Consider the following 12,822-nt stretch of genomic DNA (forward strand, 5'->3'; position numbering starts at 1 on the left):
CGAGGCGACATTATCCGCGATCGCCGCGCCACGCTCCACGGGCGACGTTGACGGACCTCAGGCCGGCTGCGCCACCCGCGCCGCGCGCGCCATGCGCCAGATCGTCGTGCCGTTCACGACCGCCATCACGATCTCGAGCGCCGTGCCCCCGATCGAGCCGGCGATGATGTTGTTCGCGATCCATAGAAAGGTCCCGCACAGCATCGCGAGGCGCATCGGAACGCCGCGCAGGAGAAACAGCGCGAGCGTGCCGACGCAGGACGCGCCCAGGGGCAGCCAGTCCGTCATGCGCGTGGCGAGCGTCAGGCCCAGGGCGAGGTTCATCGCGACGACGCCGACCGCCACCCACACCGAACGCGTGTACAGCGCCAGCACGGAGCGCAGCAGCGACATGGTCGTGCTGGCGACAGGCGTCGGGTTCCCGAGCAGGGCGAAGTGGACGATGTAGGCCAGGCATTCGCCGGCCATGAACAGCTTGAAGCGGCGGTCGTCCTTCTGCATCGCGCAGGCGACGCCGAGGACGAACGCGATGTAGCCGACGCATTGCGCCGGCGCGAACCAGTCGAGGGACATGGGAAACTCTTCGGGAAGGAGCGGCATTATAGCCCGCATCCTGGACTAGAATGTCCGGGCAGTCCTGACAACCGATGTCTTCCAAGGAGCTACCATGAAAGCATTGAAATTCGGTATCGCCTGTCTGTCCGCCCTCCTCGCCCTGTCCGCCCACGCCGCCGATCCGGCACCGGTCAAGAAGATGAACGGCGTCCTCGTCGACGCCCACGGCATGACGGTCTACACGTTCGACAAGGACGTCGCCGGCAGCGGCAAGAGCGCCTGCAACGGCCCATGCGCGGAGAACTGGCCGCCGGTGAAGGCCGGCGACGCGGCCGTGTCCGCGCCGTACTCCACCGTCACGCGCGACGACGGCAGCAAGCAGCTCGCCTACCAGGGCAAGCCGCTGTACACGTTCGTGAAGGACAAGAAGGCGGGCGACCGCGCAGGCGACAAGAAGATGAACGTCTGGCACGTCGTGACGGATTGACGGCCGCGCCGCGGCATCAGGCGGCGGGATCGTGATCGTCGCGGCGCTGGTCCGGCGCCAGTCCGGCGCCCATGCCGCCGCCCCCGTCCATGCCGCCGCCTCCACCGCCCTTGCCGCCGCCGCCCTCCCCTTTGCCGCGGCTGCCCGCACCCTGCGCGCGCGTGGGGCCCTGCAGCGGGATCGCGACGCCGTCCGGGACCGGTCCCAGGTCGAGCGCTTCACGGATGAAGGCGCGCAGCGAGATCACCAGGTCGGCCGTGTGGATCGGCCGTCCCGCCGCGAGGTCGCTCGCGGCCTGGCCCGCGAGTCGGCAGTGTTCCTCCGTGCCGAGCAGCAGGATGTCGGCCAGCGCCGCCTCGACGGCGTCGCGGATGCGGCGCGCGCGGTCCGAACCGGCGTCGAGGCCGGCCGCGCGCAAGTCGCGCAGGTGCTTGGGATCGACCGTCAGCTCGCCCGTGAACGAGCCGCCCAGCGTGCGGTACGCGGCGATCAGGGTGCGCAGGCGCTCGTTGATCTGGCGGTTCATGCGCTCGCGCCGCTGCTGGATCGTCTGCATCATGAGCACGCGGATGCCCACGCCGATCAGGGTGAAGACGGCGAGACCGAAGAAGGTCGTCGCCAGCGCCTGCCACGAACTGAAGTCCAGGTAGCGCATCGTTCGCTCAGTTCACGCTGTCGCGCACCACCCGCAGCTTCGTCAGCTGGCCACGGCGGTAGGTGTACAGCGTGAGGGCCGCGTCGCGCAGGTCGCCGTTCGCATCGAAGGCGATGGTGCCCGTGATGCCCTGGTACCTGATCTTTGCGAGGGCCGGCAGGAACTTCGCCGGGTCGGACGATCCGGCCGCGCGCATGGCGGCGGCGAAGGTCATCGTCGCGTCGTACGCGTACGGCGCATACGTCTGGAAGCCCATGCCGTAGCGCTTCCTGTAGCGGTCCGAAAACGCGGCCATCCCCGCCTCCAGCGGCGCATCGACGCCGCCCGCCACGACGCACACCACCTTGTCGTCGCCGAGCGCGCTGCCTGCCAGCTGCGGCAGCTTTTCCGAGCACACGCCGTCGCCCGACACGAACTTCGCGGTGATGCCCAGCGCCTGCATCTGCTTGAGCATTGGGCCGGCCGTCGCGTCCATGCCGCCGTAGAAGATCACGTCCGGCCGGCGCGCGCGGATCTGCGTGAGGATCGCATTGAAATCCGTCGCGCGGTCGTTGGTGAACTGGCGGCTGACGATCTCGGCGCCCTTCAAACGCTTGACGTCTTTCGCGAACTGGTCGGCGAGGCCCTGGCCGAACGCGGTGCGGTCGTCGATGATGGCGATCTTCTTCGCCTTCAGCGTGTCGATGGCGTAGCTGGCCAGCACGCGGCCCACGAGGTCGTCGTTGGCGACGATGCGGAATGCCGTTTTATAGCCCTGGTGCGTGTACAGCGGCGTCGTTGCCGCCGGGGAGATTTGCGGGATGCCGGCGCTGTTGTAGATCTTCGAGGCAGGCACCGTCGTGCCGGAATTCAGGTGGCCGACGACCGCGACGACGCCGCCGTCGACGAGCTTTTGCGCGACGGCCGTGCCGAGCTTCGGATCGCTGCCGTCGTCTTCCGCCTGCAATACCCATTTGACCTTCTTGCCGGCTATCGTCGCGCCCTGCGCATTCAAATCGTCGATCGCGAGGCGCGCGCCGTTCTCGATGTCCTTGCCCTGGTGCGCGCTGGGACCGGACAGCGGCGAGGCGCTGCCGATCTTCACCTGCGATTGGGCGTGGGCGGCCGGCACGCAGGCCAGCGAAAACAGGGTGGCGAAGCAGATCAGACGCATGGGCTATTCCTTCAGGGTGATGTCCCGATTGTAATGCCCAGCGACCCCGCTTACGACAACCAGAAGTCACAGACTATTCTTGACTTCCCGCGCCGGGCGTCTAGGCTGCATGAAGCGGCCCCGCCGCACCACAATCACAAGGAGAAAGAGACATGGACGCACAAGACAACAAGCGGCTCGTCCTGGAAGGCTACCGGCTGTTCCAGGGCGGCGACATTCCCGGCATGATGGCCTACGCCCACGACGACGCCGAGTGGATCGGCCCCGACGCCGAAGCCGTGCCCTTCGCCGGCAGCTTCCACGGCAAGGCGGAAGTCGGGCGCTTCTTTTCGGAGCTGATCACGGCCATGCAGCCCACGCGCTTCGTCATCAAGGACGTCATCGCGGAAAACGACAAGGTCGTCGTCCTCGGCGAGGCCATGTGGATGGTCAGGTCCACCGGGCGCAGCTACGACAGCCAGTGGGTCCACGTGTTCACCATGCGTGACGATAAGTTCATCCGCGTCGAGTCGCTGTACGACACGGCGTCGGCCGAACGCGCGTTCCGCCCCGACCGGCCGGACGTGACGGCCGCGGCGACCGCGCTGCGTCACTGAACCGGACGCGTTACCAGAACACGACGCGGTCCTGTGGCGCCAGGTACATCCTGTCCCCCGGCTTGACGTCGAACGCGTCGTAGAAGCCCGGGTGGTTGCGCAGGCTGCCGTTGACGCGGCATGCCGACGGCGAGTGCGGATCGGATTTCACTTGCGCGATCGGCGCCGCGTCGCGCGCCTTGCCGCGGCGCGCCGGCGTCCCCATCTGGGTGAGGACCATGCCTGCCCTCACCCGCCTACTCCTGCTCGCCGCCACGCTGGCCGCCGCCGCGCCCGCGCGTGCGGACGAGCTCGCCAACCTGATCAATGCGTACCGTGCCGCGCCCGGTATCTGCGACGACGCCGCGGCAGCGCCGGTTGCGGCGCTGAACGTCGAACCGACCCTGTCCCGCATCCGCATCGGTCCAGGTACGTTCCTCGAATTCGCGCTGCAGCGCGCCGGCTACGAGGCCGCACATGCCGAGGCAATCACGGTCACTGGGCCGCCGGATGCGCGCGCCGCAATGGAGGCCATCGCACAAAAATACTGCCGCACCTTGCGCGCCGCGGACTTCGTGGCCGTCGGCACGGCGCACATCGGCGACGACTGGCAGGTCGTGCTGGCGCGGCCCATCGTCATTCCGCCGCTGCCCGAGTGGCCGGACGCGGGCCGGGACATCCTCGCGCTCGTGAACGCGGCGCGCGCGCAGCCGCGCACGTGCGGGACGCAGGCGTTCGGTCCGGCCGGTCCGCTGGTGTGGAACCCGCTGCTGGGCCAGGCCGCCCTCGTGCACAGCACGGACATGGCGCAGAAACACTACTTCAACCACAAGCAGCCGGATGGCAGCGTGCCGGCCGACCGGGCGACGCAAGCCGGCTACCGCTGGGCGCGGGTCGGGGAAAACATCGCATCGGGACAGCGCACGCCCGAGGAAGCCGTCGCGTCGTGGCTGGACAGTCCCGGCCACTGCGCCAACATCATGAATCCGGCGTTCACGGAGATGGGCGCGGCCTACGCGATCAATCCCCAGAACCGCAACCGCACCGCCTACTGGACGCAAGTCTTCGGCACGCCGCGTTGATCATAGCCCCAGGCTATGGGGTTCATAAAAACAAACATATTGCGCACAATTTAATTGCGCGCTATAGTTCCACCCATGGAAACGAACGACGCAAACGCAGCGCTCCTGCTCGACAACCAGTTGTGCTTCGCACTCCACTCGGCATCGCTGGCGATGACGAAGGTGTACAAGCCGCACCTGGACAAGCTGGGCGTGACGTACCCGCAGTACCTCGTGCTGCTGGTGCTGTGGGAGCGCGACGGCCTGAGCGTGTCGGACATCGGCGAGCGCCTGTACCTCGATTCCGGGACGTTGACCCCGTTGCTGAAGCGCCTGGAGGCGCAAGGCCTGGTCGACCGGTCCCGCGATCCGCAGGACGAGCGCCGCGTGGTGATCCGGCTGACGGCCGCGGCGCGAGCGCTGAAGGACGACGCGGCCGGCATCCCGGCTTGCATCCTGGGCGCCACCGGTTGCGACGTGCAGGATGTTGTAAGACTCGTCGGCGAAATTCAGGCGATGCGCGCCAGGCTCGCCGGCGCAATGTAAGACGATTTATGTGCAGTACGAACTCAACCACTGAAAGGATAACGCCATGACCACCAAACTCGATAAAGTCCTGTACACCGCCAAGGCCCACACCACCGGCGGCCGCGAAGGCGCCTCCCGCACCGACGACGGCCTGCTGGACGTCCGCCTGGCACCGCCGAAGGAAATGGGCGGCAAGGGTGACGCCACCAACCCGGAACAACTGTTCGCCGCCGGCTACTCGGCCTGCTTCATGGGCGCCATCAAGTTCGTCGCCGCCCAGAAGAAAGTGGTCGTCCCGGCCGATGCGTCGATCGACGCCAGCGTCTCGATCGGCCCGATCCCGAACGGTTTCGGCCTGGCCGTGGAACTGGCCGTGAGCCTGCCGGGCCTGGACCGCGCCGTGGCGCAGGACCTCGTCGACTCGGCCCACATCGTGTGCCCGTACTCGAACGCGACCCGCGGCAATATCGACGTCACGCTGAGCCTGATCTAAATCAAACCGGGGTCAGAGCCCTGATTTGGGAAATTTACCAAAATCGGGCTCTGACCCCGGTGTTCGAGCAATAGTCCGCTGCTACGAGGATGCTTTTAGTTAATTAATTTTATCTATTAGATCCATATAAACGGATAGTTTGCACGAATACCCCGCAAGCTCTACCATGGTTATGAATAGATCGCAGCTATCGCGGAAAAACCTTCGATAGCTTAACCATGAAAGAGCCGCCATGACCCAACTGACCACCGCCTCCGGCATTCCCGTCACCGACAACCAGAACTCGATCACGGCCGGTCCGCGCGGCCCCGTGCTGTTGCAGGATTTCCACCTGATCGAGAAACTGCAGCACTTTAACCGCGAGCGCATCCCCGAGCGCGTCGTGCACGCGAAGGGTTCGGGCGCATACGGCACCTTCACCGTCACCCATGACGTCAGCAAGTACACGAAGGCGAAACTGTTTTCGGCCGTCGGCAGGCAGACGGAAACGTTCCTGCGCTTCTCGACCGTCGGCGGCGAAAAAGGCTCGGCCGACACGGAACGCGATCCGCGCGGTTTCGCCGTGCGCTTCTACACCGAGGAAGGCAACTGGGACCTGGTCGGCAACAACACGCCGACGTTCTTCCTGAAGGACGGCATCAAGTTCCCGGACTTCATCCACACGCAGAAACGCGATCCGCAGACGAACCTGAAATCCGCGCAGAACGTGTGGGACTTCTGGAGCAAGACGCCGGAAAGCCTGCACCAGGTGACGATCCTGTTCTCGGACCGCGGCACGCCGGACGGCTACCGCCACATGGACGGCTTCGGCAGCCACACTTACAGCCTGATCAACGACGCGGGCGAGCGCGTGTGGGTCAAGTGGCACTTCAAGACGTTGCAGGGCATCAAGAACCTGAGCGCGGCGGAAGCCCAGCGCCTGGCCGGCGTCGACCCGGACTATGCGCAGCGCGACCTGTTCAACGCGATCGCAACAGGCGACTACCCGCGCTGGAGCGTGGAAATCCAGGTGATGGACGACGCCCGGCGCGCCGCCTGGGAAGCGCAGACCGGCTGGGATGCGTTCGACCTGACCAAGGTGTGGCCGCAGGGCGAATTCCCGCGCATCCCCGTCGGCGTCCTGGAACTGAACCGCAATCCGGACAACTACCACGCCGACGTCGAGCAGGCCGCCCTGTCGCCGTCGAACATCGTGCCGGGCCTGGGCTACAGCCCGGACAAGATGCTGCAGGCACGCCTGTTCGCCTACCACGACGCCCAGCTGTACCGCGTCGGCACGAACCACCAGCACCTGCCGGTGAACCGTCCGCGCTGCCCGTTCCACAACCAGCAGCGCGACGGCGCGATGGCCGTCGCCAACGGCGGCGCGGCGCCGAACTACGATCCGGTGCATGCGGACGTCCCGGCCGTCGGCGGCTTCGGCCACGGCGACGCCGGCTGGCCGGTGGAAGGCAACGCGGGCCGCTACGACACCCGCGCCACCGACGACCACTTCACGCAGGCGGGCAACCTGTTCCGCCTGCTCACGGAAGAAGGCAAGCGCAACCTGATCGCCAACATCGCCGGTTCGCTGTCCAATGCGGACGCCGCCACGCAGGATCGCCAGATCGGGCATTTCCTGAAAGCCGACACGGCGTACGGCCAAGGCGTGGCGGACGCGATCCGCGCGCTGCAGAACCAGGCGTAAGCGTCAGCCTTCCGCCTGCGCGGCCAGCCAGGGCACGATGACGTCGAGCAGGCGCTGCGGCGCCTCGAGCGGGATCATGTGCCCCGTGTCCGCGATGACGGCCAGCGTGGCGCCGGGAATGGCGGCCGTCATCTCCTGCGCTTCCGCCAGGCTGCGCAGCTGGTCGTTTTCCGCCGCCACGACGAGCGTCGGGCAGCGGATCTCGCTTGACCGTTCGAGGTCGGCCGGCCGGTCCAGCAGCGACTGGCGCCGGAACACGTCGCCGCCGAGGCGCATGCCCATCGCGCGGATCCGCTCGATCAGCGCGTCGTTGTCGCGCTGCTTCGGGTGCAGCGACGTGGCGACGGCCGTGCGACTGAGGCCGCTGAAGGCGATGGACGGCGCCGCGTTGCCGATCGCGCCCTTGCGCTGCTGCAGCGCGGCCGTGTCGCCGCGGGTGGACGTCGAGATCAGCACGAGCGCGCGCACGCGCTCGGGCGCCTGGCGCGCGATCGCGCGCGCGACGTAGCCGCCCATCGAAAAACCCACGAGCAGGAAAGTCGGCGGCGCTGTCGCGAGGACGCGGTGCGCCATCGCCTCGACCGACGTGTCGTGGCGCAGGTCGGCATGGACGACGGGACCGAAGCGCGCCAGCGCCGGCACCATGTCGTCCCATAACGTTTCATCGGCCATGAAGCCGGGGACAAGAAGGATAGCCATGCCGCCATCCTAGCCGATTTCACCCGCGCCGGATGGGCATGCCATCTATCCGGCACTGTCCTGAGTCGCCTCAAGGCGGACCGGCCCCGTTGCGATTTTCATTGACTCTTGTTGCCTGGAAACCCAAGGAGTCTTATGAAATCCATCGCCACCATCAGCGTGCGCAACCAGCTCAGGTTCGCGTTCGCCGTCGTCATCGTGCTGTCGTTCCTCGCGACGGCCATCGCCATCTGGCGCCTGCAGGTCCTGTCGGACGACACCCAGGCGCTCACGCAGCGTCCGCTCGTGAAGGAGCGGCTGATTTCCGGCTGGCTGCTGAACACGTCGATCGCCGCCAAGCGCACCGGGGCCATCGCCCGCTCCGCCGATCCGGAACTCGCGACCTGGTACGCTGCCGAAACGCAGGATTCGACGACGCGCACCACCGCGCTGCAGAAGCAGGTCGGCGACCTGCTCGGCACGCCGGAAGAACACGCCGTGTTCGAGCGGATCGGCACGGCGCGCCAGCGCTACATCGTCACGCGCGACCGCGTGATGGCGCTCAAGAAGGCGGGCAACGATGCCGAGGCCCGCAAGGTCTTCGACGACGAATTCGTGCCCGCCGTGACCGCATACCTCGGCCAGGTCAAGGCGCTGCTGGAGTTGCAGCAGAAAGAGATCGATACCCGCGTCGCCACCGTGCTCGCGTCCGCGGATCGCAGCAGCCACGTCCTCACCGCGCTGTGCCTCGCCACGCTCGTCTTCAGCATCGTCGCCGGCACGTTGTGCGCGCGCATCCTGTTCCGGCGCCTGGGCGGCGAACCGGCCCGCGCCGCGCAGGTGGCGGCCGAGATCGCGGGCGGCAACCTGTGCGTGGCCGTGCCGGTGGTCGCCGGCGACAAGGACAGCCTGATGGCCGCCCTCGAGCGCATGCGCGCGAGCCTCGCCGGCATCGTCGCGGACGTGCGCGCGGGCACCGGCACGATCGTCGCCGCCGCCACGACGATGGCCGGCGAGGCGCAGGACCTGTCGCACCGCACGGAAAGCCAGGCGCAGGCGCTGGAAGAGACGGCGTCGTCGATGGAAGAACTGACGCAGGCGGTCGGCCAGAACGCGACGAGCGCCGAGGAAGCCAACCGCATGGCCGGCGACGCCGCGCGCGTGGCGCGGCAGGGCGGCGCGATGGTCGGGCAACTGGTCGACACGATGGGCGCGATCAATGCATCGTCCGCGCGCATCGTCGACATCATCGCCGTCATCGACGGCATCGCCTTCCAGACCAATATCCTGGCCCTGAACGCCGCGGTGGAAGCTGCGCGCGCCGGCGAGCAGGGGCGCGGCTTTGCCGTCGTCGCCGCCGAGGTGCGTGCCCTCGCCCAGCGCTCGGGCGCCGCCGCGAAGGAGATCAAGGACCTGATCGACGCCTCCACCCAGCGCGTGGCCGACGGCGCGACCCTGGCGGGGCAAGCCGGCCAGACGATGCGCGACATCGTCGACAGCATCGGCCGCGTCACCGGCATCATGAACGAGATCGTCGCCTCCAGCCGCGAACAGGCCAGCGGGATCGGCCAGGTCAACCAGGCCATCGTGCAGATGGACGGCGTGACGCAGCAGACCGCGGCCCTCGTCGAGGAATCGGCGGCCGCGACGCGGGCGATGCATGAACAGGCGCAGGCGCTGGCCGGGCTGGTGGAAGTGTTCCGGGTCCAGGCGAAGTCCCAGGCGGCGCCGAAACCGGCGCTGCCGCCGGCACGCCGCGCGGCGCCCGCTGCCGCGCCCGCGCCCGCGGCCCGGCCGGCACGGAAACCCGCCACCGTCCGCAAGACCCCTGCCACGGTGGAGGCGGACTGGGAAGAGTTCTGACCAAAGGATAGGGGTTGTTGCCGCAACCGGGTTTCTCAGGCAACATCCTCCCTATTCTTCATCTTTACGCTCGACGCCATGACCCTGCCCGCCCACCAACTCACCATGACGGTCCTGATGACGCCGGATACCGCGAACTTTTCCGGTAACGTGCACGGCGGGAACATCCTGAAACTGCTCGACCAGGTGGCCTACGCCTGCGCCAGCCGCTATGCCGGCACCTATGTCGTGACGATGAGCGTCGACCAGGTGACGTTCCGCCAGCCCATCCACGTGGGCGAGCTGGTGACATTCCTGGCCGCCGTCAACTACACGGGCCGCACGTCGATGGAAATCGGCATCAAGGTCGTGGCCGAGGACATCCGCACGCAGCAGGTGCGCCACGTGAACAGCTGCTTCTTCACGATGGTGGCCGTGGGCGACGACAAGCAGCCCGTCCCCGTGCCGCCGCTGCGCCCGTTCGGGCCGGACGAACTGCGCCGCCACAAGGAAGCGAAGGCCCGCAAGGAGCTGCGCCTGGCGCTCGACCGCCAGCATGAGGAACGTGCCGCAGCAAAAAATTAGGGTTTTTTGTTAACCCGTGCTATACTGCGCCGCCTTGGCCTGGTAGCTCAGTTGGTAGAGCAGAGGATTGAAAATCCTTGTGTCGGTGGTTCGATTCCGCCCCGGGCCACCAAGAATTCCAGCAACGCCAACCCCTGCGGTTGGCGTTTTGCATTCCACTATCCCTTTCGCACACTGCCATGACGACCTTGCCTCCCTGCCCCACCTGCGGTTCCACGCTGACCTACGAAGACGGCATGGGCAACTACGTTTGCCCGGAATGCGCGCACGAATGGCCCGTCAAGGCCGACGCGGCGGCGGAAGAGACGGCCCGCGTGTGGCGCGATGCGGCCGGCAACGTGCTGCAGGACGGCGACACCGTCACCGTCATCAAGGACCTGAAACTGAAGGGCGGCGGCGGCGTCGTCAAGCAGGGCACCAAGGTCAAGAACATCCGCCTCGTCGACGGCGACCACGACATCGACTGCAAGATCGACGGCTTCGGCGCGATGAGCCTGAAGTCGGAATTTGTCCGCAAGAGCTGAGCGGGCGATATCCGATCCGGTATCGACACCGGAAAAACCGTCATTGGACGGCCATCGTGGATCGGCCTAGCATCATCCCATCGGACCGATCCCACGAGAACAACAATGAAGAGACACCTCGCCGCCCTCCTCCTCGCGGCCTGCGCGCCGCTGCACGCCGCCGAACCTTCCACGCCACAGCCGGTCAGGCTGGCCATCGACGCCACGCAGGCCAAGGGGCCCATGACGCCGATCTGGGCCTGGTTCGGCTACGACGAACCGAACTACACGACGGCGCCCAACGGTAAAAAGCTGCTGAGCGACATCGCCGCGCTGAGCCCCGTCCCCGTGTACGTCCGCGCGCACAACCTCATGACGTCGGGCGACGGCAGCTACGCGCTCAAGTGGGGCTCGACGAACATGTACACCGAAGACAAGGACGGCAAGCCGGTCTACGACTGGACCATCATCGACGGCATCTTCGACACGTACATCGAACGCGGCATGAAGCCGCTGGCGCAGATCGGCTTCATGCCGGAAGCGCTGTCGCAGCGCCCGCAGCCCTACCGCCACCACTGGAAGCCGGGCACGCCCTACAAGGAGATCATGACGGGCTGGGCCACGCCGCCGAAGGATTACGCCAAGTGGTCCGAGCTGGTCTACCAGTGGGTGAAGCACAGCGTGGCGCGCTACGGGCAGAAGGAAGTCGAGAGCTGGTACTGGGAAGTGTGGAACGAGCCGGACGGCCTCTACCTCATCGCGCCGGACACGAAGCGCGAGTACTTCAAGATGTACGACTACGCGGCCGACGCGGTGAAACGCGCGCTGCCGACGGCGCGCATCGGCGGGCCGCACACGGCCGGCGCGGGCCGCTTCATGGACGACTTCCTGCAGCACTGCCTGCACGAGACCAATTACGCGACCGGCAAGACCGGCACGCCGCTGGACTTCGTCGCGTTCCACGCCAAGGGCGCGCCGAAGGTCGTCGACGGCATCGTGCGGATGGGCATGGACGCGCACTTCCGTCACCTCGACGAAGGCTTCGCGCTCGTCGAAAAATACCCGGAGCTGAAGAACGTCCCCGTCATCATCGGCGAATCCGACCCGGAAGGCTGCGCCGCCTGCGGCATGCAGACCAACCCGGAAAACGCCTACCGCAACGGCACGCTGTACGCCAGCTACACGGCCGCGTCGATCGCGCGCGAGTACGACCTGGCCGCGCGGCGCGGCGTGAACCTGATCGGCGCGGTGAACTGGTCGTTCGAGTTCGAAGACCAGCCGTGGTTCGCGGGCTTCCGCGACCTGGCGACCAATGGCGTCAACAAGCCGGTGCTGAACGTGTTCCGCATGCTCGGCAAGATGCGCGGCGAGCGCGTGGCGGTGACGGGCGACCGCGCCTACGACGCGGCCCGCATCCAGGCCGCCGGCGTGCGCGGCGCGCGCACCGACATCGATGCACTGGCGGCGAAGGACGCGCACAGCGTGTCCGTCCTGGTCTGGAATTACCACGACGACGACATCATCGACGCCGGCTCGCCGGTCGAACTGCGGATCGCCGGCATTCCCGCCAAACGGGTGCAGATGCGCCACTACCGCATCGACCAGGAGCACAGCAATTCGTACGCCGCGTGGAAGCGCATGGGCTCGCCCGCGCATCCGACGGCGGCGCAGGTGGCCGATCTGCGGAAGGCGAGCGAACTCGCGGAGCTCGCGCCCGCGTCGACGCTGCAGACGACGGACGGCACGGCGACGGTCAGGATGCAGTTGCCGAGGCAGGCGGTGTCGCTGGTGACGCTGACTTACTGAATCACCGGCGCGGGACGGCGGGCACAGCGTCGGATCGCGCCCGCCGTGTCCGTAACACGCACTCGCGTACAGCGCCGTCGTCGACACGGCGAAACAATCGAATGACGCCACTTTGGCCGTACGAGCAGAACACCCAGCTCAGGATTGCGCGTGTTGAAAGCCTGGAACCGCACCGTCTACTACGCCTTCAAATGGTTCCTGTTCGGCGCGCTGG

Annotated in this window: 15 protein-coding genes and 1 tRNA gene; 11 read left to right on the forward strand and 5 right to left on the reverse strand. The window is 67.2% G+C overall.

Annotated features, from left to right (window positions below; genetic code table 11):
• Positions 1-57: 57 nt before the first annotated feature.
• A complete protein-coding gene (locus ACEN9G_RS08900) occupies positions 58-573 on the reverse strand; it encodes a YgjV family protein (protein ID WP_413338160.1) in 516 nt (171 codons plus the stop codon).
• Between the two features lie 94 nt (positions 574-667).
• Here ACEN9G_RS08900 and ACEN9G_RS08905 point away from each other — a divergent pair, with 94 nt between their 5' ends.
• Positions 668-1,042, forward strand: coding sequence for a COG4315 family predicted lipoprotein (locus tag ACEN9G_RS08905; RefSeq protein WP_413338162.1), 375 nt, complete (start codon positions 668-670; stop codon positions 1,040-1,042).
• 16 nt (positions 1,043-1,058) lie between these two features.
• Here the strand turns inward: ACEN9G_RS08905 and ACEN9G_RS08910 are convergent, their stop codons facing one another.
• Together ACEN9G_RS08910 and ACEN9G_RS08915 are read right to left on the reverse strand one after the other, a co-directional pair.
• Positions 1,059-1,697, reverse strand: coding sequence for a hypothetical protein (locus tag ACEN9G_RS08910; protein ID WP_483126579.1), 639 nt, complete (start codon positions 1,695-1,697; stop codon positions 1,059-1,061).
• A gap of 7 nt (positions 1,698-1,704) precedes the next feature.
• Positions 1,705-2,850: a branched-chain amino acid ABC transporter substrate-binding protein gene (locus ACEN9G_RS08915; RefSeq protein ID WP_413342417.1), complete on the reverse strand. Its 1,146-nt coding sequence runs from the start codon at positions 2,848-2,850 to the stop codon at positions 1,705-1,707.
• A gap of 152 nt (positions 2,851-3,002) precedes the next feature.
• On the opposite strand from ACEN9G_RS08915, the gene ACEN9G_RS08920 reads away from it, so the two are divergent.
• Positions 3,003-3,446, forward strand: a complete 444-nt coding sequence (locus ACEN9G_RS08920; RefSeq protein ID WP_413342415.1) for a nuclear transport factor 2 family protein — start codon at positions 3,003-3,005, stop codon at positions 3,444-3,446.
• A 10-nt stretch (positions 3,447-3,456) separates the two neighbouring features.
• On the opposite strand, the gene ACEN9G_RS08925 is transcribed toward ACEN9G_RS08920, so the two are convergent.
• Positions 3,457-3,666 carry a M13-type metalloendopeptidase gene (locus ACEN9G_RS08925; RefSeq protein WP_413342413.1) on the reverse strand — a complete coding sequence of 70 codons (210 nt, stop codon included), beginning with the start codon at positions 3,664-3,666 and terminating at the stop codon, positions 3,457-3,459.
• On the opposite strand from ACEN9G_RS08925, the gene ACEN9G_RS08930 reads away from it, so the two are divergent.
• From ACEN9G_RS08930 to ACEN9G_RS08945, 4 genes are all read left to right on the forward strand, one after another.
• Positions 3,665-4,507 carry a CAP domain-containing protein gene (locus tag ACEN9G_RS08930; RefSeq protein ID WP_483126580.1) on the forward strand — a complete coding sequence of 281 codons (843 nt, stop codon included), beginning with the start codon at positions 3,665-3,667 and terminating at the stop codon, positions 4,505-4,507. The genes ACEN9G_RS08925 and ACEN9G_RS08930 overlap by 2 nt on opposite strands.
• Before the next feature lie 75 nt (positions 4,508-4,582).
• Complete coding sequence (locus ACEN9G_RS08935) at positions 4,583-5,032, forward strand: MarR family winged helix-turn-helix transcriptional regulator (RefSeq protein WP_413342409.1); 450 nt, start codon at positions 4,583-4,585, stop codon at positions 5,030-5,032.
• A 46-nt stretch (positions 5,033-5,078) separates the two neighbouring features.
• Positions 5,079-5,507: an organic hydroperoxide resistance protein gene (locus ACEN9G_RS08940; RefSeq protein WP_413342407.1), complete on the forward strand. Its 429-nt coding sequence runs from the start codon at positions 5,079-5,081 to the stop codon at positions 5,505-5,507.
• A 232-nt stretch (positions 5,508-5,739) separates the two neighbouring features.
• Positions 5,740-7,194 (forward strand): catalase, encoded by a 1,455-nt coding sequence (locus ACEN9G_RS08945; RefSeq protein ID WP_413342405.1) that lies wholly within the window; start codon positions 5,740-5,742, stop codon positions 7,192-7,194.
• Between the two features lie 3 nt (positions 7,195-7,197).
• Here the strand turns inward: ACEN9G_RS08945 and ACEN9G_RS08950 are convergent, their stop codons facing one another.
• Positions 7,198-7,893: an alpha/beta fold hydrolase gene (locus ACEN9G_RS08950; protein ID WP_413342403.1), complete on the reverse strand. Its 696-nt coding sequence runs from the start codon at positions 7,891-7,893 to the stop codon at positions 7,198-7,200.
• A 135-nt stretch (positions 7,894-8,028) separates the two neighbouring features.
• Here ACEN9G_RS08950 and ACEN9G_RS08955 point away from each other — a divergent pair, with 135 nt between their 5' ends.
• The 5 genes from ACEN9G_RS08955 to ACEN9G_RS08975 all read left to right on the forward strand — a co-directional run bounded on the left by ACEN9G_RS08955 (position 8,029) and on the right by ACEN9G_RS08975 (position 12,608).
• Positions 8,029-9,735 carry a methyl-accepting chemotaxis protein gene (locus tag ACEN9G_RS08955; RefSeq protein WP_483126581.1) on the forward strand — a complete coding sequence of 569 codons (1,707 nt, stop codon included), beginning with the start codon at positions 8,029-8,031 and terminating at the stop codon, positions 9,733-9,735.
• A 78-nt stretch (positions 9,736-9,813) separates the two neighbouring features.
• On the forward strand, positions 9,814-10,299 hold the full coding sequence (locus ACEN9G_RS08960; protein ID WP_413344496.1) for an acyl-CoA thioesterase: 486 nt from the start codon (positions 9,814-9,816) through the stop codon (positions 10,297-10,299).
• Positions 10,300-10,335: 36 nt separating this feature from the next.
• Positions 10,336-10,411 (forward strand) — tRNA-Phe (locus tag ACEN9G_RS08965).
• Between the two features lie 67 nt (positions 10,412-10,478).
• A complete protein-coding gene (locus ACEN9G_RS08970; RefSeq protein ID WP_105380867.1) occupies positions 10,479-10,823 on the forward strand; it encodes a zinc ribbon domain-containing protein YjdM in 345 nt (114 codons plus the stop codon).
• A 105-nt stretch (positions 10,824-10,928) separates the two neighbouring features.
• The gene (locus tag ACEN9G_RS08975; RefSeq protein WP_483126582.1) at positions 10,929-12,608 is read left to right on the forward strand and encodes a GH39 family glycosyl hydrolase; all 1,680 of its coding nucleotides are present in this window, start codon (positions 10,929-10,931) and stop codon (positions 12,606-12,608) included.
• Positions 12,609-12,822 lie beyond the last annotated feature (214 nt).

The organism is Massilia sp. Masssp94 (assembly GCF_059491305.1).

Bases quoted from the DNA above. Each gene is read 5' to 3' on its own strand.
- ACEN9G_RS08900 (WP_413338160.1), bottom strand. From the start codon at position 573: ATGTCCCTCGACTGGTTCGCGCCGGCGCAATGCGTCGGCTACATCGCG.
- ACEN9G_RS08905 (WP_413338162.1), top strand. From the start codon at position 668: ATGAAAGCATTGAAATTCGGTATCGCCTGTCTGTCCGCCCTCCTCGCC.
- ACEN9G_RS08910 (WP_483126579.1), bottom strand. From the start codon at position 1,697: ATGCGCTACCTGGACTTCAGTTCGTGGCAGGCGCTGGCGACGACCTTC.
- ACEN9G_RS08915 (WP_413342417.1), bottom strand. From the start codon at position 2,850: ATGCGTCTGATCTGCTTCGCCACCCTGTTTTCGCTGGCCTGCGTGCCG.
- ACEN9G_RS08920 (WP_413342415.1), top strand. From the start codon at position 3,003: ATGGACGCACAAGACAACAAGCGGCTCGTCCTGGAAGGCTACCGGCTG.
- ACEN9G_RS08930 (WP_483126580.1), top strand. From the start codon at position 3,665: ATGCCTGCCCTCACCCGCCTACTCCTGCTCGCCGCCACGCTGGCCGCC.
- ACEN9G_RS08925 (WP_413342413.1), bottom strand. From the start codon at position 3,666: ATGGTCCTCACCCAGATGGGGACGCCGGCGCGCCGCGGCAAGGCGCGC.
- ACEN9G_RS08935 (WP_413342409.1), top strand. From the start codon at position 4,583: ATGGAAACGAACGACGCAAACGCAGCGCTCCTGCTCGACAACCAGTTG.
- ACEN9G_RS08940 (WP_413342407.1), top strand. From the start codon at position 5,079: ATGACCACCAAACTCGATAAAGTCCTGTACACCGCCAAGGCCCACACC.
- ACEN9G_RS08945 (WP_413342405.1), top strand. From the start codon at position 5,740: ATGACCCAACTGACCACCGCCTCCGGCATTCCCGTCACCGACAACCAG.
- ACEN9G_RS08950 (WP_413342403.1), bottom strand. From the start codon at position 7,893: ATGGCTATCCTTCTTGTCCCCGGCTTCATGGCCGATGAAACGTTATGG.
- ACEN9G_RS08955 (WP_483126581.1), top strand. From the start codon at position 8,029: ATGAAATCCATCGCCACCATCAGCGTGCGCAACCAGCTCAGGTTCGCG.
- ACEN9G_RS08960 (WP_413344496.1), top strand. From the start codon at position 9,814: ATGACCCTGCCCGCCCACCAACTCACCATGACGGTCCTGATGACGCCG.
- ACEN9G_RS08970 (WP_105380867.1), top strand. From the start codon at position 10,479: ATGACGACCTTGCCTCCCTGCCCCACCTGCGGTTCCACGCTGACCTAC.
- ACEN9G_RS08975 (WP_483126582.1), top strand. From the start codon at position 10,929: ATGAAGAGACACCTCGCCGCCCTCCTCCTCGCGGCCTGCGCGCCGCTG.